At 62.0% G+C, this 19,926-nt stretch carries 23 protein-coding genes; 13 read left to right on the top strand and 10 right to left on the bottom strand.

All coding sequences use genetic code 11. The features are described from left to right. The first annotated feature begins 58 nt into the window (after window positions 1-58). The 5 genes from pstC to phoB are packed head-to-tail and all read left to right on the top strand — an operon-like array spanning window position 59 to window position 4,993. On the top strand, window positions 59-1,435 hold the full coding sequence (gene pstC / locus CUV01_RS05795) for a phosphate ABC transporter permease subunit PstC (RefSeq protein WP_101459644.1): 1,377 nt from the start codon (window positions 59-61) through the stop codon (window positions 1,433-1,435). 8 nt (window positions 1,436-1,443) lie between these two features. Then, window positions 1,444-2,727: a phosphate ABC transporter permease PstA gene (pstA, locus tag CUV01_RS05790; RefSeq protein WP_101459643.1), complete on the top strand. Its 1,284-nt coding sequence runs from the start codon at window positions 1,444-1,446 to the stop codon at window positions 2,725-2,727. A 22-nt stretch (window positions 2,728-2,749) separates the two neighbouring features. After that, window positions 2,750-3,547: a phosphate ABC transporter ATP-binding protein PstB gene (gene pstB / locus CUV01_RS05785; RefSeq protein ID WP_101461889.1), complete on the top strand. Its 798-nt coding sequence runs from the start codon at window positions 2,750-2,752 to the stop codon at window positions 3,545-3,547. A 20-nt stretch (window positions 3,548-3,567) separates the two neighbouring features. Beyond that, window positions 3,568-4,287 (top strand): phosphate signaling complex protein PhoU, encoded by a 720-nt coding sequence (gene phoU / locus CUV01_RS05780; RefSeq protein ID WP_101461888.1) that lies wholly within the window; start codon window positions 3,568-3,570, stop codon window positions 4,285-4,287. 13 nt (window positions 4,288-4,300) lie between these two features. Then, entirely contained in the window at window positions 4,301-4,993 is a 693-nt protein-coding gene (gene phoB, locus CUV01_RS05775; RefSeq protein ID WP_101459642.1) for a phosphate regulon transcriptional regulator PhoB, read from the top strand. 62 nt (window positions 4,994-5,055) lie between these two features. Here the strand turns inward: phoB and CUV01_RS05770 are convergent, their stop codons facing one another. The 5 genes from CUV01_RS05770 to CUV01_RS05750 form a co-directional block, all read right to left on the bottom strand. After that, complete coding sequence (locus CUV01_RS05770) at window positions 5,056-5,403, bottom strand: SRPBCC domain-containing protein (RefSeq protein WP_101459641.1); 348 nt, start codon at window positions 5,401-5,403, stop codon at window positions 5,056-5,058. Next, window positions 5,396-5,734 (bottom strand): ArsR/SmtB family transcription factor, encoded by a 339-nt coding sequence (locus CUV01_RS05765; RefSeq protein ID WP_101459640.1) that lies wholly within the window; start codon window positions 5,732-5,734, stop codon window positions 5,396-5,398. Before CUV01_RS05765 ends, CUV01_RS05770 begins: the two co-directional genes overlap by 8 nt. Window positions 5,735-5,945: 211 nt before the next feature. After that, window positions 5,946-7,250 carry a TRAP transporter large permease gene (locus CUV01_RS05760; RefSeq protein ID WP_101459639.1) on the bottom strand — a complete coding sequence of 435 codons (1,305 nt, stop codon included), beginning with the start codon at window positions 7,248-7,250 and terminating at the stop codon, window positions 5,946-5,948. Continuing rightward, complete coding sequence (locus CUV01_RS05755; protein ID WP_422385865.1) at window positions 7,243-7,698, bottom strand: TRAP transporter small permease; 456 nt, start codon at window positions 7,696-7,698, stop codon at window positions 7,243-7,245. Before CUV01_RS05755 ends, CUV01_RS05760 begins: the two co-directional genes overlap by 8 nt. A gap of 6 nt (window positions 7,699-7,704) precedes the next feature. Continuing rightward, the gene (locus CUV01_RS05750) at window positions 7,705-8,694 is read right to left on the bottom strand and encodes a DctP family TRAP transporter solute-binding subunit (protein ID WP_101459638.1); all 990 of its coding nucleotides are present in this window, start codon (window positions 8,692-8,694) and stop codon (window positions 7,705-7,707) included. A 232-nt stretch (window positions 8,695-8,926) separates the two neighbouring features. On the opposite strand from CUV01_RS05750, the gene CUV01_RS05745 reads away from it, so the two are divergent. The 5 genes from CUV01_RS05745 to CUV01_RS05725 all read left to right on the top strand — a co-directional run bounded on the left by CUV01_RS05745 (window position 8,927) and on the right by CUV01_RS05725 (window position 13,739). Beyond that, on the top strand, window positions 8,927-10,069 hold the full coding sequence (locus CUV01_RS05745; RefSeq protein ID WP_101459637.1) for a TRAP transporter substrate-binding protein: 1,143 nt from the start codon (window positions 8,927-8,929) through the stop codon (window positions 10,067-10,069). Between the two features lie 70 nt (window positions 10,070-10,139). Next, a complete protein-coding gene (locus CUV01_RS05740) occupies window positions 10,140-10,724 on the top strand; it encodes a TRAP transporter small permease subunit (RefSeq protein ID WP_101459636.1) in 585 nt (194 codons plus the stop codon). Between the two features lie 39 nt (window positions 10,725-10,763). Next, on the top strand, window positions 10,764-12,182 hold the full coding sequence (locus CUV01_RS05735; protein ID WP_101459635.1) for a TRAP transporter large permease: 1,419 nt from the start codon (window positions 10,764-10,766) through the stop codon (window positions 12,180-12,182). Beyond that, complete coding sequence (locus tag CUV01_RS05730; protein ID WP_101459634.1) at window positions 12,172-13,533, top strand: amidase; 1,362 nt, start codon at window positions 12,172-12,174, stop codon at window positions 13,531-13,533. Before CUV01_RS05735 ends, CUV01_RS05730 begins: the two co-directional genes overlap by 11 nt. Continuing rightward, a complete protein-coding gene (locus CUV01_RS05725) occupies window positions 13,530-13,739 on the top strand; it encodes a hypothetical protein (RefSeq protein WP_101459633.1) in 210 nt (69 codons plus the stop codon). Before CUV01_RS05730 ends, CUV01_RS05725 begins: the two co-directional genes overlap by 4 nt. A 3-nt stretch (window positions 13,740-13,742) precedes the next feature. Here the strand turns inward: CUV01_RS05725 and CUV01_RS05720 are convergent, their stop codons facing one another. From CUV01_RS05720 to CUV01_RS05705, 4 genes are all read right to left on the bottom strand, one after another. Continuing rightward, the gene (locus CUV01_RS05720; protein ID WP_101459632.1) at window positions 13,743-14,186 is read right to left on the bottom strand and encodes a DoxX family protein; all 444 of its coding nucleotides are present in this window, start codon (window positions 14,184-14,186) and stop codon (window positions 13,743-13,745) included. Next, window positions 14,183-14,968 carry an HvfC/BufC N-terminal domain-containing protein gene (locus CUV01_RS05715; protein WP_101459631.1) on the bottom strand — a complete coding sequence of 262 codons (786 nt, stop codon included), beginning with the start codon at window positions 14,966-14,968 and terminating at the stop codon, window positions 14,183-14,185. The genes CUV01_RS05720 and CUV01_RS05715 overlap by 4 nt, the downstream gene beginning before the upstream one ends. Next, the gene (bufB, locus tag CUV01_RS05710; RefSeq protein WP_101459630.1) at window positions 14,952-15,794 is read right to left on the bottom strand and encodes an MNIO family bufferin maturase; all 843 of its coding nucleotides are present in this window, start codon (window positions 15,792-15,794) and stop codon (window positions 14,952-14,954) included. Before bufB ends, CUV01_RS05715 begins: the two co-directional genes overlap by 17 nt. A gap of 62 nt (window positions 15,795-15,856) precedes the next feature. Continuing rightward, the gene (locus CUV01_RS05705) at window positions 15,857-16,132 is read right to left on the bottom strand and encodes a BufA1 family periplasmic bufferin-type metallophore (RefSeq protein WP_101459629.1); all 276 of its coding nucleotides are present in this window, start codon (window positions 16,130-16,132) and stop codon (window positions 15,857-15,859) included. Window positions 16,133-16,311: 179 nt separating this feature from the next. Between CUV01_RS05705 and CUV01_RS05700 the strand changes: the two genes are divergently transcribed. Together CUV01_RS05700 and CUV01_RS05695 are read left to right on the top strand one after the other, a co-directional pair. Further along, window positions 16,312-16,857 carry a sigma-70 family RNA polymerase sigma factor gene (locus CUV01_RS05700; protein ID WP_101459628.1) on the top strand — a complete coding sequence of 182 codons (546 nt, stop codon included), beginning with the start codon at window positions 16,312-16,314 and terminating at the stop codon, window positions 16,855-16,857. After that, window positions 16,854-17,489, top strand: coding sequence for an NrsF family protein (locus CUV01_RS05695; protein ID WP_101459627.1), 636 nt, complete (start codon window positions 16,854-16,856; stop codon window positions 17,487-17,489). The genes CUV01_RS05700 and CUV01_RS05695 overlap by 4 nt, the downstream gene beginning before the upstream one ends. A 45-nt stretch (window positions 17,490-17,534) precedes the next feature. On the opposite strand, the gene CUV01_RS05690 is transcribed toward CUV01_RS05695, so the two are convergent. Further along, a complete protein-coding gene (locus CUV01_RS05690; protein ID WP_101459626.1) occupies window positions 17,535-19,163 on the bottom strand; it encodes a BCCT family transporter in 1,629 nt (542 codons plus the stop codon). A gap of 153 nt (window positions 19,164-19,316) precedes the next feature. On the opposite strand from CUV01_RS05690, the gene CUV01_RS05685 reads away from it, so the two are divergent. Then, the gene (locus tag CUV01_RS05685; protein ID WP_198731881.1) at window positions 19,317-19,919 is read left to right on the top strand and encodes a DUF6931 family protein; all 603 of its coding nucleotides are present in this window, start codon (window positions 19,317-19,319) and stop codon (window positions 19,917-19,919) included. Window positions 19,920-19,926 lie beyond the last annotated feature (7 nt).

Raw genomic sequence — 19,926 nt, 5'->3', positions numbered from 1 at the left:
CTGAACGGCCGCGCCTCGTCATGGGGCGTGGCCACCCCTTTAAAAGCGGACGCATTCGATGGTTCTTTTCGCATTTGCACTGCTGCTGACGGCCGCTGTCATCGGGTATGTCTTCAACCGAAGGGCGGCTGTTGCCATCCGTTCGGACGGGACGCGTCTGCACTCGCTGCCCTATTTTCACGGCCTTTACGCCGCGCTTCTGGTTCTGGTGCCGTTGCTGGTGCTGATCCTGGTCTGGCTGGCGTTTCGTGGGCCGGTCATCAACATGCTGGTGATGAACGCGCTGCCGCCTGACGTTCTGACCGGAACGGGCGCAGGCGCGCCGCAACTGGTAAGCGCCGAGATCACCTCGATCGCGAATGGGCAGATATTTGGTCAGCCGGACCAGTGGAAACTGGACGCCGCCGCCTACATGGTTCGCCTGCAGGACATATCGAACTGGCTTCTGGTGATCGTCGTTGCCGGGCTGGGCTTTGGCCTGCTTGCCTTTGCCCGCCGCCGGGTTGACGCCGAATTTCGCGCCAGACAGGGCGCAGAGGCCATTATCCACGGTGTCATGGTCGCCTGCTCGGTCTTTGCCATCCTTGTGACCGTGGGCATCATTCTGTCGCTGGTGTTCGAATCCATCCGCTTTTTCCGCATGGTCCCGATTACCGAGTTCCTGTTCGGCACCAGTTGGGAACCGCAAATGCCCATCCGCGCCGATCAGATCGCGGCCGAGGGCGCATTTGGCTGGTTGCCGGTACTGACCGGCACGCTGGTCATCACGACGGTTGCCCTGTTCTTCGCCGTGCCAATCGGCCTGTTTTCGGCGATCTACCTGAACGAGTTCGCCTCAAGGCGTGTGCGAAAGACCATCAAGCCGATCCTTGAAATTCTGGCCGGTATTCCGACCGTGGTTTACGGCTTCTTCGCCACCCTGACGGTGGCGCCGTTCCTGCGCGATACAGGTGCCGCGATGGGGATTTCCGTTTCGCCCAACACGGCGCTGGCGGCAGGCGGGGTGATGGCGATCATGCTGATCCCGTTCATCTCGTCCTTCACCGATGACGCGCTGTCAGCCGTGCCGCGCAGCCTGCGCGACGGCAGTCTGGCGCTTGGCTCTACCCGGTCCGAGACGATGCTCAAGGTGCTGTTCCCGGCGGCCATTCCCGGCATTGTCGGTGGGATCCTTCTGGCCGTCAGCCGCGCCATCGGTGAAACCATGATCGTGGTGATGGCAGCGGGCATCATGGCCAATCTGACGCTGAACCCGCTGGACAGCGTGACGACGATCACCGTGCAGATCATGACGCTGCTGATCGGTGACACCTCGTTTGACAGCCCCAAGACGCTGGCGGCCTTTGCCCTTGGTCTGATGCTGTTCATCTTTACGCTGCTCATCAACATTCTGGCGCTGCGGATCGTCCGCAAGTACCGCGAACTTTACGATTGAGGCCCAACATGGCGACGCAACCCGATATCGAAGGCCAGTGGAGTTCGCAGCGCGCAAGTGACAATTTGCGCAAGCGGCATCGCGGCGAAACCATCCTCAAATCCCTTGGCATCGCCGCTCTGGCTATCGCGGTGACGATGCTGGTCATCCTGCTGTGGACGCTGGTGGGCGAGGGGGCCAAGGCCTTTCGCCAGACCCATGTGACGCTGACCGTGCCAATCTCGGCGGAAAATGTTTCCGCCGATGCGCCGGCTGACGGCAATTATCGCGCCGTGTTTTCCGGGGCCGTGCAGGAAAGCTTTCCGTTCCTGTCCGAGGATGAACTCGAGATCGCCGAAGACATCCTGACCAGTCAGGCGCGCTTCCAGATCCGCGATGCGGTGGTCAACGATCCCTCGCTGATCGGGCAAAGCACCCAGATCGAGGTCGCGGCGTCGGACCCTTATGACCAGTTGAACAAGGGCGTCCTCAGCCGCGCCGTCGTCGAGGGCCGCAGCAGCCGCTTTTCGCCCGAGGATGTAGCCGTGTTCGAAAAGATCGAGGATGCCGGGCTGATTTCCCTGCCCTTCAACACCGCGCTGTTTCTCAATGCCGATTCCCGCTTTCCCGAGGCCGCGGGCCTCAAGGGCGCGCTGATCGGATCGTTCTACACGCTGCTGGTCTGTTTCCTGATCTCATTTCCGGTCGGCATCGGTGCGGCGATCTATCTGGAAGAATTCGCCCCCAAAAACCGGTTCAGCGACCTGATCGAGATCAACATCAACAATCTGGCAGCCGTGCCTTCGGTGGTGTTCGGGCTGCTGGCGCTGGCGGTGTTTCTGGGCTGGTTCGGCATGCCGCGCTCGGCCCCGCTGGTCGGCGGTATGACGCTGTCGCTGATGACGCTGCCAACGATCATCATCGCGACCAGAAACGCGCTGAAGGCGGTGCCGCCATCGATCCGCGAGGCCGCACTGGGCGTCGGCGCGTCGCGTCAGCAGGTGGTCTTTGGCCATGTGCTGCCGCTGGCCATGCCCGGCATCCTGACCGGCACGATCATCGGCCTGGCGCAAGCACTGGGTGAAACAGCACCGCTGCTGCTGATCGGGATGAACGCCTTTATCACCGCCGCACCGGCCACGCCGCTGGATGCCGCGACCTCTCTGCCGACGCAGATCTATATCTGGGCCGATAGCCCGGAACGCGGTTTTGTCAGCCGGACCTCGGCCGCGATCCTCGTGCTGCTCGGCTTTCTTGTCATGATGAACGCTGTCGCGATCTTCCTTCGCAACAAGTTCGAACGCCGCTGGTAGGATTGCGGCTGGGATGGATAATATGAACGATATGACCCGACTGGAAAACGCGGTGGACCAGCAAGCCATCAAGATCTCGGCGCGTGATGTGCAGGTCTTTTATGGCGACAAGCAGGCCATCAAGGACGTCAATGTCGATATCCTCGACAAGACCGTGACGGCCTTTATCGGCCCCTCGGGCTGCGGCAAGTCGACCTTTCTGCGCTGCATCAACCGGATGAACGACACCATCGACATCTGCCGGGTTCAGGGAAACATCTCGCTGGATGGCCGCGATATCTATGATCGCCGCGTCGATCCGGTGCAACTGCGCGCCAAGGTCGGCATGGTGTTCCAAAAGCCGAACCCGTTCCCCAAGTCGATCTACGACAACGTGGCCTATGGCCCGCGCATCCACGGCCTGACCCGCAACCGCGCCGAGGTTGATGACATCGTCGAACAGTCGCTGCGCGGGGCGGCGCTGTGGAACGAGGTCAAGGACCGCCTGCAGGAACCGGGCACCGGGTTGTCGGGCGGCCAGCAACAGCGCCTGTGCATCGCCCGCGCCGTGGCCACCCAGCCCGAAGTGCTGCTGATGGACGAACCCTGCTCGGCGCTGGACCCGATCGCGACCAGCCAGGTCGAGGAACTGATCGACCAGTTGCGCGAACAGTTCTCGGTCGTCATTGTGACCCACTCGATGCAGCAGGCCGCGCGGGTCAGCCAGAAAACCGCCTTTTTCCACCTGGGCAATCTGGTCGAATATGGTGAGACCGACGATATCTTTACCAAGCCGCAGGACCCGCGCACGGAATCCTATATTTCGGGCCGCATCGGCTAAGCCGCGCAAAGGACATGAACATGAACCGCGACAAGCATATCTCTTCGGCCTTTGACCGCGATCTGGAAACCATCCAGGCGCAGGTTGTGAAAATGGGCGGCATGGTCGAAACCGCGATTATCGACGCCGCCACCGCGCTGGCCAATCTGGACGAGGAACTGGCCGACGAGGTGCGCCGCGGCGACAAGGCCATCGATGCCCTCGAGGCGCAGATCAACGAAGACGCGGCCCGCCTGATCGCCCTGCGCGCGCCCACCGCCACCGATCTGCGCATGGTGCTGGCGGTGATCAAGATCGCGGCCAGTCTGGAACGGGTCGGCGATTACGCCAAGAACATGGCCAAGCGCACGCATGTGCTGGCCCAGATGCCCGCAATCAACGGCTCGGGCATCGCCTTGCGCCGGATGTCGACGACGGTGGGCAAGATGGTCTCGGATGCGCTGGACAGCTATATCCAGCGCGATGCCGATCTGGCAGAGGATGTGCGCATGCGCGACCTTGAGGTCGATCAGATGTATAATGCGATGTTCCGCGAATTCCTGACCCACATGATGGAGGACCCGCGCAACATCACCGCCTGCATGCACCTGCACTTCATCGCCAAGAACATCGAGCGGATGGGCGATCATGCGACCGGCATCGCCGAGCAGGTGATCTATCTGGTCACCGGCGAATTGCCCGATGAAAGCCGGCCCAAGGATAACCGCGTGCCTGCAATGTCGGCAAACGATGCTAGATAACGGAGCGGCCAGGATGGCGTCACAACAAACCCCGCTGGTGCTGGTCGTCGAGGACGAGGGCGCGCAACGCGAAGTGCTGCGCTATAACCTCGAGGCCGAGGGCTTTGGCGCAATCATGGCCGAAAACGGCGATGAGGCGTTGCTGCTTGTGGCCGAGGAACAGCCCGATCTGATCGTGCTGGACTGGATGCTGCCCAATGTCAGCGGCATCGAGATCTGCCGACGGCTCAAATCCGATCCGGCAACCCGGCCTATCCCGATCATCATGCTGTCGGCCCGCAGCGAAGAGGTTGACCGCGTGCGCGGCCTGGAAACGGGGGCCGATGATTATGTGGTGAAACCCTATTCCGTGGTCGAGCTGATGGCCCGTTTGCGCACCCATCTGCGCCGCACACGTCCCGCCACCATGGGCGAGCTGCTGTCCTATGAGGACATTATTCTTGATGCGGGCGAACATCGCGTTTTCCGCGCCGGCCAGCCGCTGCATCTTGGCCCGACCGAATTTCGCCTGCTGTCCACGCTGATGGAAAAGCCGGGCCGGGTCTGGACCCGCGAACAGTTGCTGGACCGGGTCTGGGGCCGCGACATCTATGTCGACACCCGCACCATCGACGTCCATGTCGGGCGCTTGCGCAAGGCGCTGATGCAGAATGGCGGTGCCAATCCCGTCCGCACCGTGCGCGGTACCGGCTATGCGTTGGGGTAGGGGCGTTGGGATAGCGGCGTTGGAATAGCGTCGTTGGGGTCTGACCTTCTGCCTGCCCTCAGTCAACGCGGGTTGCGACACGGTCGCAAAAGCGTCATCATCGTCGCCGAACTGACCTCGCCGGACCGGACCGACCGCATCACCCCGGCGCTGACGATGCGGTGGGGCGGGTCGATGATCAGATAGCGTCCAAAGCTTTCGGCAATCGGCCGGCCCTCTGGCCCGAACCGCGAGGTTTCGATCCCGTCCTCGCGAAAATCATGCTGAAAGTCGTCGATCACCCAATCATTGCCGGGGACGTCCCATTCCAGTCGCTCTTCCCGATCGGACCATGCACGAAAGACGCGCTCTGGGCGCGCGGCGAGAAGGCGGGTGCTCTTGATGGTGTCAGGGGTGATCGCATCAGACATCGGGCGTCCCTTTCCTTGCAAGAAATTCCTCAAGTTGGTCCAGTCGCCGCATGGTGTGGCGCCGGCGTTCGCTCAGCCAGTTTTCGACGGCGGCAAGCTTTCTGTGATCGACGCTGCAATAGCGGGTTCGCCCCCGCTTTTCGGTAACGATCAGCCCCGACTTTTCAAGAATGCGCAGGTGCTGACCCACGGCGGAAAGCGACATATCGAACGGTTCCGACAGTTCGCCAACGCTCATCTCACCCTCGCAAAGTCGCGCGACAACAGCGCGCCGCGTCGGGTCGGCAAGCGCTGCGAAAGCAGAATTGAGGCTCGAATCATACTGAAGCATATACTTCAGTTTAGCGGTCCGGGGCCTTCTGGCAAGTGCGCATCTCTGGATCGTACAACGGCAACACCACCGCGCGCTGCCTGTGTACAGGCTGTGCACACCCTGTGCCCGTCCGGTGCACGCCCGGTGACGCCGGAAAACCAGCAATTGCTGGCCCTGTCCATGGCAGCCCGCGCAGGTGGCATCACGCAACGCCCGCGGCTGTTGCGCGTCAGTCCATGAACACCAGGCTCAACGCCGGGATGCCGGCGATCAGGGCCAGCCCGATCAGGCTGCTGATCAGAAACGGCAGCGCCCCCCGCGCCACCTTTTCCAGCGGCAACCGGGTGATATTGGCAGCGACATACAGGTTGATCCCCACCGGCGGCGTGAACAGCCCGATGGCCAGATTGACCATGACCAGCACCCCGAACCAGACCGGGTCCCAGCCCAGCTCGCGCGCCACCGGCAGAAAAATCGGCAGGCAGATCAACATGATAGTGATCGCGTCCATGAACATGCCGCAGATTAGCAGCACCAGCATGATCACCGCGAGGATGACGAACGTGTTCGACGACAGCCCCAGCAGCGCCTCTGAATAGCTGCCGACCAGATCATCGACCGTGACCACCCAGCCAAACAGCCCTGCATAGGCCACGACCAGCATGACCACGGCCGAAGATGAGGCGGAATCGACCAGCGCGCGGTAAAGGCTGTCGATGTTCAGCGTGCGATAGATCAGCCCGCCCACCGCCAGCGCATAAACCGATGCGACAATGGCAGCCTCGGTCGGGGTGAAGATGCCCGAATAGATGCCCCCAAGGATAACCACGGGCGTCATCAAGCCCCAGAAACTGTCCAGAAAACAACGCCATAACCGCGCGCCATAAGCCATGCCCGGATAGGGCGGGGGCACCAGTGCGCGGGTGGCGGCGGCGTCGCCCGAGGCGCGCCCAAAGGGCAGGGCGCACAGCATCAGCGCGCCGCAGAGCAGGCCCGGAATGATGGCCGCGATGAACAGGTCGGCGATGGATGTCTCGGCCAGAACCCCATAAATCACCAGCCCGATCGAAGGCGGGATCACGATGGACATGGCCGCCCCGGTGCAAACCAGACCGGCGGCAAAAGCGCGGGAATAGCCATCCTCTTCCATCGAGCGGATGATCATCGGCCCGATCGCCGCGACCGAGGCCGGACCAGACCCGCTGACCGCCCCCCAGAACAGACATACGACGGTGCCAACCAGCCCCATCCCGCCCGGCAATCCGCCAACCAGCACGCGGAAAAACCGGATCATACGCTCGGCAATGCCAAGCCGACCCATCAGGTTGCCGGCGAGGATGAAGAATGGAATGGCCAGCAACGAGAATTTGGCGATGCCGGCGGTCAGCAGATCGCCGATCAGATCCAGCCCAAAGCCCAATTGCCACATCGCCACCATGGCGGACAGGCCAAGCGCAAAGGCCACCGGCACGCGCAGGATCAGAAACAGGAAGAACAGGCCCACCATCAGGCTGCCCGCGCCGATCTCACTCATCGCGTTCTGGCCCCCGCATAAGCGCCTGAACATAGCGGATCAGGACCATGGCGAACCCGACCGGCACGGCCGCCGAATACCACCACAAAGGCAGGTTCAGCGCATAGCTTTTCATGCCGGTGGACAGCTGGTTCTGCACCAGTCCGATGGTGAACCAGACCGAGGCCGCCAGCAGCAGGATCGACAATCCCGCAGCCAACACGATCACAACGCGACGCGCGGCGGGTGGCAGCAGATCGGAAATCAGTTCGACCGCCAGATGTTCGCCGCGCCGCGCCGCAATGGCCGCGCCAAAGACGGTCAGCAGGACGAAACCGCCGGTCAGCAATTCCTCGGTCGCGGCAAAGGAATGGCTGGTGCCGTAACGCACCACGATATTGGCAAAGCCAAGCGCGGTCATGCCAAGCAGCAAGACCGCGCAGACAATCTTTTCGAAATTGTCCAGCAAGCGCACTTATTGCGCCGCGTTGGCTTCGTCGGTGAACAGTTGCACAATATCTGCGCCAACCTTTTCGGACCAGGTGTCAAAGCTGGGCTTGGTCGCATCCTTGAAGGCCTGCAGTTCCTCAGGCGTCAGTTCGGTGACCTCCATCCCCTGTTCCTTCAGGAAGGCCAGCCCCTCATCGGTCGCCTTGCGGCTGATGTCGATCTGATAGGCCATCGCCTCGTCCGCGGCTGTCTGGAACTGCGCCTTGGTGGCGTCGTCCATGGCGTCCCAACGTTCTTTGCTGATGCCAAGGAACAGCGGGTCATAGCTGTAATGCCAGGGCGTGATGTAGGTCTGTACCTCATAGACGCGCTGCGGGATGATCACCGCGCCGATCGGATTTTCCTGCCCGTCGACCACGCCTTGTTGCAGTGCCGGGAAGGTCTCGGACCACTGCATCTGCTGCGGGTTCGCGCCCAGATCATTCATCACGTCGATATACATCGGCCCGGCCACGCGCATTTTCAGCCCTTCCATATCGGCGGGCGTTTTGATCGGGCGCTTGGAATTGGTGACCTCGCGAAAGCCGTTCTCGCCCCATGCAAGAATATGGATGCCGTGGCCTGCCATGATCTCTTCCATCTTGTCGCCGGCCTTGCCTGCGGTGGTGCGATCCACGGCGGCGTAATCAGCGTACAGGTAGGGCAGCGAAAAGGCAGCCATTTCCGGCGCCAACGGGGTGACGTTGATGGCCGAGGTCAGCACGACGTCAATGGCGCCGCGCCCGGTCATCTCGGCCTGCTTCATCTGGTCGCCACCGGCCAACTGAGCATTGGGGAAGACGCGGACGTCATAGGCGCCGTCCGTTTCGGCGGCCAGCAATTCACCAAATTTCTCGGCGCCCTGCTGCCAGGTCGTGGTGTCACCGACATTGTGCGACAGCCGCAGCGTTTCGGCTGATACCGGCAATGCGAAGGCCAGCGCAGTGGCCAGACCGACTGAAAATTTCGTATACATTAAAGTGATCCTCCCTGATTTCCCATGGTTGATTGCAGATTGAACCGCCCCGCGCAATACGCCGTGGGGCAGTCAATACTGCTGTTTTAGTGCCTTATATCGGTGTGGTCCTGCCTTGCGGGTCATGTATGACACGTGCCGAATGCAAGAGAATAAAGTCTTGATTTGAACGCGTTCAGGCGAAACAGTGTTGTGGGTGTCAAAGTATACAGATGCCCCAGGGAGGAAATAAATGACCAAAGATACACCGAAGCCGGCGGTTTCGCGCCGCTCGTTTATTCGCCGTGGCGGCGCCATTGCCGGCGGCGCGGCTGCCAGTACATTGATCGCAGCGCCTGCCGTTCTGGCACAGTCACCACTGGTGCTGAAGATGCAGACCAGCTGGCCGGCATCCGACATCTGGCAGACCATGGCCCAGCAATATGTCGACCGCGTGCAGGCCATGTCGGGGGGACGCATTCAGATCGACCTTCTGCCCGCAGGTGCGGTCGTCGGCGCATTTCAGGTGATGGACGGCGTCAGCGATGGCGTCATCGACATCGCGCATTCCGTCAGCGCCTATTGGTATGGCAAGAACAAGGCCGCCTCGCTGTTCGGCACCGGCCCCGTCTTTGGTGGCGACCCCACCAATATGCTCAGCTGGTTCTATCAGGGCGGCGGGCGCGAGCTTTATGCAGAGCTGACCCAGGATATCATGGGTCTGAACGTCGTGGGTCTGATGGCCTTCCCGATGCCGGCGCAGCCGTTCGGCTGGTTCAAGAACCCGATCACGGGGATCGACGATATCCAGGGCATGAAATACCGCACCGTCGGCCTGGCCGCTGACCTGCTGCAATCCATGGGCATGTCCGTGGCCCAGTTGCCCGGCGGCGAGATCGTTCCCGCGATGGAACGTGGCGTGATCGACGCGTTCGAGTTCAACAACCCGTCCTCGGACATGCGCTTTGGTGCGCAGGATGTGGCCAAGAACTATTACATGGGCTCTTATCACCAGGCGTCGGAAGCGTTTGAATTCCTGTTCAACCGCGACGTCATGGAAGATCTGGAACCTGATCTGCGCGCCATCCTTGAGCACGGCGTCGAGGCTGCCTCGACCGCCAATACGGCTTATGCGCTGGACAACTATTCGGCCGACCTGCTGAAGCTGCGCGATGAAAGCGGTGTGAGCATCCACAAGACCCCGCAGGATATCCTGCAGGCGCAGCTGGATGCCTGGTCCGAGATGATCACCACGCTGGAGGCCGATGAAACGATCAAGAAGATCATGGGCAGCCAGCGTGACTGGGTGAAGCGGACGGTCTTCTACGAACTCATGGACAAGCCTGATTATGCATTGGCCTATGAGCATTTCTTCCCCGGCGAACTGAAGATCTGATCCATGAACGATACGCTGCCCCCGGCACCTGTTGCGGTGTCGGGGGCGGATTCAATTTGCGGGGGATAGGATGCTTCGCTTTGTGCGGTTTGCCGACAGCCTGTCGGCCTGGTTTGGCAAGACCTTTGGCTGGCTGATCATGCTGATGACCATTGGCGTCAGCTACGAGGTCGTCGTGCGCTATATCTTCAACGCACCGACATCTTGGTCGTTGGACGTGTCGTTCATCATGTATGGCACGCTATTCATGATGGGGGGCGCCTATACGCTGTCGCGGGGCGGCCATGTGCGGGGTGACTTCCTGTACCGGCTGTGGCCGGTGCGCGTGCAGGGCGCGGTCGATCTGGTGCTGTACCTGATCTTCTTCTTTCCCGGCGTCTCGGCGCTGATTTTTGCGGGCTGGAAATACGCATCGCGCAGTTGGCAATACGGCGAGGTCAGCGTGAACAGCCCCGCCGGCATTCCGATCTTTCAGTTCAAGACGGTGATCGTCGCCGCCGGTATCCTGCTGTTCATACAGGGCATCGCGCAGGTGATGCGCTGTATCATGGCGATCCGCGATGGCGTCTGGTACGCCGCCGAAGAGGACGTCGAAGAGACCGAGCAACTGCTGATCCGCGAGCAGGCCGAAAAGGCGCACGCGCATGAAGCCTGATCTGGCGCTGCCCACCATTCCCCGGACGGAGAAACAATCGTGACCGACCCGCAGGTCGCCCTGTCGATGCTGGGCGTATTCATTATTCTGGTGTTCCTGGGCTTTCCCATCGCCTTCACGCTGATGGCTCTGGGGATCATGTTCGGCTATTACGCCTATTTCGATGCCGACCGGATGTGGCGGACCTTTAACCGGCTGGGCGAAGAGGCCGATGGCTGGACTTCGTTCACGGCCTGGATAGAGGGGCTGTTCAACAACCGCATCTTCGATTTGTTCATAAACCAGACCTATACGGTCATGTCGAACGAGGTGCTGACGGCTGTGCCGCTGTTCCTGTTCATGGGCTATATCGTCGAACGCGCCAATATCGTCGACCGGCTGTTTTCCACGCTTGCCGTGGCGGCACGTCGGATGCCCGGCAGTATGGGTGTGGCCGCGCTGATCACTTGCGCCTTGTTCGCTACCGCAACCGGGATCGTGGGTGCTGTGGTCACGCTGATGGGGCTGCTGGCCCTGCCGGCGATGCTGAAGGCGCGCTATAATACCAGCTTTGCCAGCGGGATCATCTGCGCAGGCGGTACGTTGGGCATTCTGATCCCGCCCTCGATCATGCTGATCGTCTATGCGGCGGCGTCGGGCGTGTCGATCGTGCGGCTTTATGCAGGCGCCATGGTGCCGGGGCTGGTGCTGGTGGGCCTGTACCTGACCTATATCATCGGCCGTTCGATCCTGCAGCCCTCAGCCGCGCCGCGCCTGTCCGAGGAAGATGTGCCGGCGGTCCCCTTCGGCAAGCTGATGGTGATGCTTTTCACCTCGTTCTTTCCGCTGGCGGTGCTGATCATTTCGGTCCTTGGCTCGATCCTGTTCGGGCTGGCCACACCGACCGAGGCCGCGGCCATCGGCGCCATGGGCGGTCTGGTGCTGGCTGCTGCCTATCGGGCGCTGAGTTTCCAGAGATTGCGGGAATCGGTCTATCTGACGGTGCGCACCACGGCGATGGTTTGCTGGCTGTTCGTCGGCTCTTACACGTTCTCGTCGGTGTTCAGCTATCTCGGAGGCGAGCATCTGATATCGGAATTCGTGAGCGGCATGGACCTGACACCGCTGCAATTCCTGCTACTCGCGCAGCTGATCATATTCTTGCTGGGCTGGCCGCTGGAATGGTCGGAAATCATCATCATCTTCGTGCCGATCTTCTTGCCGCTCTTGACCATGTTCGGGGTCGATCCGCTGTTCTTCGGCATTCTCGTGGCGCTGAACCTGCAAACCTCTTTCCTGACGCCACCCATGGCCATGTCGGCCTATTACCTGAAAGGGATCGCCCCGCCCGAGGTCAAGCTGACGCAGATCTTTGCCGGTGTGATGCCGTTCCTGTTCATGGTCTTTGTCGCCATGGCGGTGGTCTATATCTTCCCCGGAACCGTGTTCTACCTGCCCGAGGTGTTCTATGGCGGTTGATCTGACAGGGCTGTCGGCCATCGAGCTGCGCGACCGCATGGCGGCAGGCGCTGTCTCGGTGGTCGATGTGGTGACGGCACATCTCAAGCGCATCGCCGAGACAGAGCCCACCTTGCAGGCCTGGGCCTGGGTCGACGGCGAATATGTGCTGGCGCAGGCCCGCGCGCTGGACGCACGGCGCAAGTCGGGGGCGGCCATCGGGCCGCTGCACGGCCTGCCGGTGGGCATCAAGGATGTGATCGACGTGGCCGGTGTGCCGGGCGAGAACGGCACCGCCATCGACAAGGGCCGTGTGCCCGACAAGGATGCCGCATTGGTGACACGGCTGCGCGCCGCCGGTGCGGTGATCATGGGTAAGACCGTGACCACCGAGATGGCCTATATGAACCCGTCCAAATCGCGCAATCCGCATGATCCGTCGCGAACGCCGGGTGGCTCTTCGGCGGGCTCTGCCGTGGCGGTTGCCGCGGGCATGGTGCCGCTGGCCGTGGGCACGCAAACCGGCGGATCGGTGATCCGGCCTGCCTCGTTCTGCGGCATTGTTGGCTTCAAACCCAGCTTTGGGCAGATCGGGCGCACGGGTATCCTGCCGCAATCGCCGTTTCTCGATACGGTCGGGGTCTTTGCCCGCACGGTTGAGGATGCCGCCCTGTTGGCCGAGGTGCTTGCGGGCCACGACCCCGATGATGCGGCAACCGACCCAATGCCCGCGCCCCGGCTGCTGCAGATAGCCATCGCCCGCCCGCCCGTAAAACCGCAATTCGCCATGGCCGATCTGCCCGCCCCGCCCGAGGTGCCGCAGCAGATGAGGGCCGCGCTGGATGAGGTGGCGGCGTTGCTGGGTGATCGCTGCGAACGCTTTGCGCTGCCCGGCATGTTTGGCGAGGCCGTCGCGATCCGCACCCGGATCAACAAGGCCGAGATGGCGAAATTCTTTTACGGTTACGAAAAGCGCGGGCGCGAGCTGATGTCGCCGATCCTGACCGAGGCGATGGATGAGGGCAAGGCCATCCCCGCGCGTGACTATCTGTCCGCACTGGATTGGCGCGAGGTTCTGAACGCAGGGCTGGACCGGCTGTTTGATCGCTGCGATGCAATCCTGTGTGCGGCCAGCGTCGGCCCTGCGCCCGCAGGGTTGGACAGCACCGGCGACCCGACATTCAACGGGATCTGGACGTTGTGCGGCACACCCGCTGTGACCCTGCCCCTGTTCAGCGATGAAAACGGTCTGCCGATGGGCCTGCAACTGATCGGGCGGGTTGGCGATGATGCGCGGCTGTTGCGCAGCGCGAACTGGCTGATGCAACATGTGACAGCCGCCAGCGAAATCGAAGAGGAGACGACAGCATGATGGACAGGATCATGGCAGGTCTGGCCTATGCGATTCTGGTCGGTTTTCTGGTCACTCTGGTGATCTATGTCCCGCGTTGGGATCTGGGCGGGGTGATCCTGCTGACGCTGCTGCTGGCGGGTTATGACACGCTGCAGGTCATGCGCAGGCACCGCGATCCGAGCCACGAAACGGTGACCGAGCACGACCCGCGCGACGACGCCTGACGATCAGGGGCGGGGCTGTTCCAGCCCCAGCCACCGATCCATTGACCAGTTGCCCGGCCCATAGGCCAGCAGCAGCAGAAAACACGCCGCCCAGATCCCGTGCGTAGGCCAAGCGGCTGGATAGACGAAGATCTGGATCACCGCCGTCATGACCAGCAGCGCCAGCGCCGACAGTCGTGTCATCAGGCCCAGCACCAACAGGATCGGGAACAGATGTTCCGCGAGGGTGCCGAGCCTCGCCGCCAGATCCGAGGGGATCAGAGGCAGGGCATATTCTTCGCGGAACAGAAAGAACGTGGAATCGCTGATGGTGAACAGCCCGTCCACCTTGGTGCGGCCCGATTGCCAGAATACGGCGGCGGGAAACACGCGCGCGGCCAGTGCGACCAGCGAATAGGGAATGGTGCCGGCGGCGCTGTTGAAACGTTGAATGGATGCGGTAATCATTTTTGTTGTTCCTTGATATCGGCCGCCGCGATCAGCCCTTCGCTGATCAGCAGGGTCAGCATGGGTGTCGGATCGACGACATGGGTTGCCGCATCAGCCAATGAGTCCCCCCCGATCACAGCCGCCAGAAAGGCGGCGGTATCGTCGGACACACTGCGCACAGGCACCTGAAAATCCGGCCTGCGGTAGATCAGTGCCTTTTCCGGGCCTTCGGCGCGGGTTGAGGGATTGCCGCCGGGTTGGTTTGCCTGCCAGATCGTGACCGCCGGATGATCAAAGCAGAGCAATCTGGTGCCGGGCGCCAGTGTCAGGCTCAGCCGGTCGGGCTGCCCGCAAGCCGCCAGGGCGGCGCTGTCCATCGGCTTGATGTCAGCGGCGTGGTAAGCCTGCCCGCGCGCATATTCCAGCCGCGCGACGTCGGGCAGATAGGGCAATGACGCGACCGGCGGAAAGCCCTGCAGAAAGCCCGGAAATTCGCCGCCCCATGCGATGAGAACCGGAGAGCGCGGGGGATGCGCATGGATGAACTCGACCGCCATCGCAGCAAAGAACTCTGCACCGACAAGCCGTTCGATCACCGGAAATCGGCGGGCCAAGGCGCGCGACAGGCTGTGCATGACATTGTTGCGATAGACCGCAAACCGCGCCGCAAGCGCCGCTCGGTTCGGGGCCAGCCCGCCGTCGGTCGCCGCGGTCACACCACGTGGCAGATGGTCCGCCGTCAGCGCGCGGCGGAAATCATCGGCAAAGCCGTGATGCGTATCCTCAACTGGCAAGGGCATTGCGCGACCCCTGAATGACGGCTCTGGCGCGCTCGACCTCGGCCATCAGCACCGGGAATTCGGGAACATCATTGTCCCATTCGATCAGCGAGGGCAGCGGGCCGCTGCGGGCAAGCACATCGGCATAGAGCGTCCAGACCGGATCGGCAATTTCGCTGCCATGCGCGTCGATCAGCAGCGGGCCATCGGGCAGGTCCTCTTGATCGTGGCCACCCAGATGGATCTCGCCCACCGCATGCATCGGAAAGGCGTCCAGATAAGCGCGCGGATCGGTCCGATGGTTGGAGCAGCTGACAAAGACATTGTTCACGTCCAGCAGCAGGCCGCATCCGGTACGGCGCACGATCTGGGCCAGAAAGTCGGTCTCGGAGATGGTGGACTGTTCGAACAGCACATAGGTCGACGGGTTTTCAAGCAGCATCTGGCGACCCAGAAAATGCTGAAGATGGTCGATATGCTGGCAAATGCGTTGAAGCGTTTCGTCGGTATAGGGCAGGGGCAGAAGATCGTTCAGATATTCGCTGCCATGGCTGGACCAGGCCAGATGTTCGGAAAAACTGTCTGGCTGGTAACGGTCGCACAGCGATTTCAGCCGGTTCAGATGGTCGCCGTCCAGGGGGCCGGGGCCGCCGATGGACAGGCCCACGCCGTGCAGGGAAATCGCATAATCAGCGCGCAAGGCTGTAAGCATGGCATGAGGTGCACCGCCGTCGCCCATGAAATTCTCGGCATGGACCTCGAAAAAGCCCAGATCGGGGCGGCTTTCGCGGATGGCGGGGAAATGTTCTGACTTGAAGCCCAGGCCGGGCGCTGCTGGCAGTGACATGTGAACCTCGGATTCAGCTGGAAAGGTAGGGCGCGGTCAGGGAAAACCGCGCCCCGGGGGTCTTACATTTCGATCACTTCTAGGCTGCCATTGTGGCCAGCCGGGGTTTCCATGTCGACACAGGTGCCGGCCGGGACCAGTTTCCAGGCATTGCCCTGATAGTCCGAGGTTGAAGTGCCGGCGCAGGTCGTGCCGGGGCCAGCGGCGCAATCGTTTTCGCCTGCCAGGGCGACGCCGTAGCATTTTTCCATCTCCGCTTTTTTCATCTCGTCGGCATGGGCCATGCCCGCCATGGTGATGGCTGCGGCGAAGGCGGTGGCGATATGCGTGGTTTTCATCAGAGATATCCTCCTGTCTGGAAAGGACAGCGTTCATCGCCGTCCCATGGTGGTGCCATTCGCTGGCCAGAGCCGTGGCGTTACGCCGCTCACGCTGTCGTGATGCGGGTTGCCGAGGGCGAATTTTTTCGGGATGGCTGTAACGCGGCTGGCGATTGCCGCGAATTGCAGGGCACAGAATGCAGAAACAGGACGATCCTTGGGCCGATCTGCTGCGCGCCGCGATGGCGGGAGACGAGGCCGCTTACACCCGGTTTCTGACCCAGGTCACGCCGGTTGTGCGCGGAATCGTGCGCGCCAAAGGTGCAGGGATCGACCCGTCCGACCGCGAGGATATCGTGCAGAACATATTGCTGGCCATTCACCTCAAGCGCGGCACCTGGCGGCAGGATCAGCCGCTACGGCCCTGGCTTTACGCCATTGCGCGCTACAAGGTGGTCGACGCCTTTCGGGCGCGCGGTCGGCGGATCAACCTGCCGATCGAGGACTTTCAGGATGTCCTGCCAGAGCCGGATCAGCCTGATCCATTCGAGCAGGACGATGCGCGCAAGACCATCGCACAGCTTGATCCGCGTTCGGCAGATATCCTGCAAGGCGCGGCCATAAAGGGCGAAAGCGCGGCCGAAACAGGCCAGCGCCTGAACATGAGCGAGGGCGCCGTGCGTGTGGCCTTGCACCGGGCGCTGCGCCGGCTGGCCGCCCTGCGAGACGGAGAGAATAGATGAAGACCCAAGACCTGATCACTGCCATGGCCGCCGATGCCATGCCGCGTCCGCAAGTGGGCGCGCTGGTGGCGCGTTGGTTCTTGCCGGTTCTGGCGTTGTCGGGGCTTGTGGCGCTGTTGGTGCTGGGTGTGCGCACCGATCTGGCTGCGGCCATGGCCGCGCCGGTCACCGCGATGAAGTCGTTCCTACCGCTGATCGTTGCGCTGGCCGCTGGTTTTGCCGTGTTGCGCCGGGCCGATCCGGCGCGAAGCGCGGGTTGGTTGGTCTGGCCGCTTGTGATCGTGGCCGGGCTGGCCGCGCTGTGGTTCACCACGACACTGGCCGGGATGCCGGCGGATCGCTGGTGGCCGACAGCCAAGGGTCAGACGCTGTTTTTTTGCCTGATTGCCATTCCGGTGATCGCGCTGTTGCCTTTGGCTGTGCTGATCGCGGCCTTGCGCTCGGGTGCCTCGACCGCGCCGATGCGCAGTGGTGCGCTGGCCGGGTTGGCAGCCGGTGCGGGCGCGGCGGCGATCTATGCCTTCCACTGTACCGAGGACAGCCCGCTGTTCTTCCTGTGCTGGTATTCGCTGGGGATTCTGGCGGTGTCGGTGGCGGGTGCGTGGGCCGGCCGGCGCTGGTTGCGCTGGTAAAAGATCCGCCCCGCCCGATCTGCTGACCGGGCGGGGCGTTGGTTATTACCTGGGTTCGGTCTGCAACGCCTTCCAGATGGTGTAGCACATCACCACCATGACGACCGAGAACGGGATGCCCGTCGCCGTCACCCCCGCCTGCAGCGCCGACAACCCGCCGCCGATCAGCAGCACGATGGCGATCAGGCCCTCGATGGTTGCCCAGAAGATACGCTGGGGTTTGGGCGCGTCGATCTTGCCGCCTGCGGTGATCGTATCGACGACCAGCGAGCCGGAATCCGACGAGGTGACGAAAAAGACCAGCGCCAGAACGATCGCGATGGTCGAGGTGATCCCCGTCAGCGGCAACTCGTTCAACATGCCGAACAGCGACAGTTCGGGGCTGTAATTGTCGATCACGTATTCCTTGACCAGACTGTTGTCGGGATCGGCCAGCATGCCTTCGATGGCGATGCCGCCAAAGACGCCCATCCAGACAAAGATCATCAGGCTGGGGATCAGCAAGACGCAGATCACGAATTCACGGATCGACCGGCCACGCGAAACACGGGCAATGAACATGCCCACGAACGGCGCCCAACTGATCCACCATGCCCAATAGAAGGCCGTCCAGCCATCGCGGTAGGCGTCATCGCTGCGGCCAAAGGGTTGTGACAGCGGAATGATCTTCTGGACATAGGTCACGAGCCCGTCCCAAAAGCCCAGCAGGCCTGCAATCGTCGGCCCGGCGAGCAGGACGAACAGGAAGAACAGAACGGCGACGATCATATTGATTTCCGACAGGATCTTGACCCCGCCGTCCAATCCTCGCCAGACCGAGACCAGCGCCACGGCCGTCACCGCGATGATGACGATCACCTGCGTCGAGGTGTTCACCGGCAGCCCAAAGACAAAGTTCAGCCCGGCATTTGCCTGCTGCGCCCCAAGCCCCAGACTGGTCGCCAGCCCGAACAGCGTCGAAAACACGGCCAGAATGTCGATCAGATGGCCGGGCCAGCCCCAGATACGTTCGCCCAGGATCGGATAGAACGCCGAACGGATCGAAAAGGGCAGCCCCTTATTATAGGTGAACAGCCCAAGCGCCAACGCCATCACGACATAGACGGCCCAGCCATGCAGGCCCCAGTGAAAAAACGTGCCCGCCAAGCCTATTGCACGGGCCTCGGCGATGTTTTCGGGGATGATCTGACCATCCGGCCCGATGGGCGACGGCGTGCCGAGCGGCTGCGAGACGTTCATGTGATAGACCGGCTCAAGCACACCAAAGAACAAAAGGCCGATGCCGATGCCAGCCGCGAACAGCATCGCGAACCAGGACAGGTAACTGTATTCTGGCGTCGCTTCCGTGCCGCCCAGCTTGATCTTGCCATAGGGCGAAACGACCAGCACCAGACAGAAGATCACAAAGAAATTCACCACGATCATGAAATACCAGTCCAGCTGCGTGGTCGCGAATGTGACCACGGCCTGAAAGACCATTCCGGCGGTGTCTGCAAAGATCAGCGTCAGCAGGATGAAAACCACTGCCGTCAGCGATGAAACGACAAAAACCGGGTTGTGAATGTCAAAGCCGAAGGGGCCGAAACTGCCCTCGATATTGTCCTGGCCAATGTCGTAGTCGGTATCGAACGCATCGTCGTTTTCCGGCGGTAATTGCCCATTCGCGTCTGCCATTGTTATCTCTTTTCCTTGAGCCCAATCCTCTTGACCCTAGGGCAGTCCCAAAAAATATGCAAAACCGATCAGCTAGGTCAGATGTCCCCGGGGTTGACCTTGGAGGCTAAAAAACCGAATTCTGCAGCGAGTTAACGGTAGCGGCGTATTGTGATGAATGACTCGATCCCACCGCCGACGCGGTCAGATGCGGACAAGACCCGCCCGCCTGTCGGTGCGCTGCGCTTTGATACGCCGCAGGACCTGTACCTGCGCTTGCCCGAAATTGCCGAACTGACCCAGCAACGCCCCCGCCCGGGCGAGGACCCGCTGGCCTTTCTGGGTCGGCTGCGGTCGTCGACCACGCCTGAGGAGGCAGTGACCTACACAGCCTTTGCCGCTTTGCCCCAGATGACCGTGCGTTGGGGATACGAGTGTTTGCGGCTGATGGCTGACTATCTTGACCCGATGGAACGCCCGATGATGGAGATGGTCGCCGCATGGCTGAACCATCCATCGACAGCCATGCGCCAGAGGATCGCGCGCGAGGCCTTGTGGGCGCCCTCGCGGTCGCCTTCGGTGTTTCTGGGACTGGCGGTGGCATGGTCGGGCGGTGCGGTCGCGCCCAACGATCCGATGCCGGTGCCGCTTTATCGTTCGCCGCGTGCTGTCAACAGCGCCGTTCTGTCCTGTCTTGCCCGCGCCGAGTTGCAGCGCCGCCCGATCTACCTGGCGCGGTTCATCGACATGGCCGAAACGCTGTTTCGCGTATACTGACAAATCG

The organism is Paracoccus tegillarcae (assembly GCF_002847305.1).
In the GTDB taxonomy this organism is placed as follows: domain Bacteria; phylum Pseudomonadota; class Alphaproteobacteria; order Rhodobacterales; family Rhodobacteraceae; genus Paracoccus; species Paracoccus tegillarcae.
This window is presented reverse-complemented; position numbering and strand designations above follow the sequence as displayed.

Coding starts and splice junctions, on each gene's coding strand:
- CUV01_RS05765 (WP_101459640.1), bottom strand. CDS start 5,734: ATGCTTCAGTATGATTCGAGCCTCAATTCTGCTTTCGCAGCGCTTGCC.
- CUV01_RS05685 (WP_198731881.1), top strand. CDS start 19,317: ATGAATGACTCGATCCCACCGCCGACGCGGTCAGATGCGGACAAGACC.
- CUV01_RS05730 (WP_101459634.1), top strand. CDS start 12,172: ATGGCGGTTGATCTGACAGGGCTGTCGGCCATCGAGCTGCGCGACCGC.
- CUV01_RS05700 (WP_101459628.1), top strand. CDS start 16,312: ATGCAGAAACAGGACGATCCTTGGGCCGATCTGCTGCGCGCCGCGATG.
- pstB (WP_101461889.1), top strand. CDS start 2,750: ATGAACGATATGACCCGACTGGAAAACGCGGTGGACCAGCAAGCCATC.
- CUV01_RS05760 (WP_101459639.1), bottom strand. CDS start 7,250: ATGAGTGAGATCGGCGCGGGCAGCCTGATGGTGGGCCTGTTCTTCCTG.
- CUV01_RS05715 (WP_101459631.1), bottom strand. CDS start 14,968: ATGCCCTTGCCAGTTGAGGATACGCATCACGGCTTTGCCGATGATTTC.
- phoB (WP_101459642.1), top strand. CDS start 4,301: ATGGCGTCACAACAAACCCCGCTGGTGCTGGTCGTCGAGGACGAGGGC.
- CUV01_RS05695 (WP_101459627.1), top strand. CDS start 16,854: ATGAAGACCCAAGACCTGATCACTGCCATGGCCGCCGATGCCATGCCG.
- pstC (WP_101459644.1), top strand. CDS start 59: ATGGTTCTTTTCGCATTTGCACTGCTGCTGACGGCCGCTGTCATCGGG.
- CUV01_RS05740 (WP_101459636.1), top strand. CDS start 10,140: ATGCTTCGCTTTGTGCGGTTTGCCGACAGCCTGTCGGCCTGGTTTGGC.
- CUV01_RS05725 (WP_101459633.1), top strand. CDS start 13,530: ATGATGGACAGGATCATGGCAGGTCTGGCCTATGCGATTCTGGTCGGT.
- bufB (WP_101459630.1), bottom strand. CDS start 15,794: ATGTCACTGCCAGCAGCGCCCGGCCTGGGCTTCAAGTCAGAACATTTC.
- CUV01_RS05720 (WP_101459632.1), bottom strand. CDS start 14,186: ATGATTACCGCATCCATTCAACGTTTCAACAGCGCCGCCGGCACCATT.
- pstA (WP_101459643.1), top strand. CDS start 1,444: ATGGCGACGCAACCCGATATCGAAGGCCAGTGGAGTTCGCAGCGCGCA.
- phoU (WP_101461888.1), top strand. CDS start 3,568: ATGAACCGCGACAAGCATATCTCTTCGGCCTTTGACCGCGATCTGGAA.
- CUV01_RS05690 (WP_101459626.1), bottom strand. CDS start 19,163: ATGGCAGACGCGAATGGGCAATTACCGCCGGAAAACGACGATGCGTTC.
- CUV01_RS05745 (WP_101459637.1), top strand. CDS start 8,927: ATGACCAAAGATACACCGAAGCCGGCGGTTTCGCGCCGCTCGTTTATT.
- CUV01_RS05770 (WP_101459641.1), bottom strand. CDS start 5,403: ATGTCTGATGCGATCACCCCTGACACCATCAAGAGCACCCGCCTTCTC.
- CUV01_RS05750 (WP_101459638.1), bottom strand. CDS start 8,694: ATGTATACGAAATTTTCAGTCGGTCTGGCCACTGCGCTGGCCTTCGCA.
- CUV01_RS05705 (WP_101459629.1), bottom strand. CDS start 16,132: ATGAAAACCACGCATATCGCCACCGCCTTCGCCGCAGCCATCACCATG.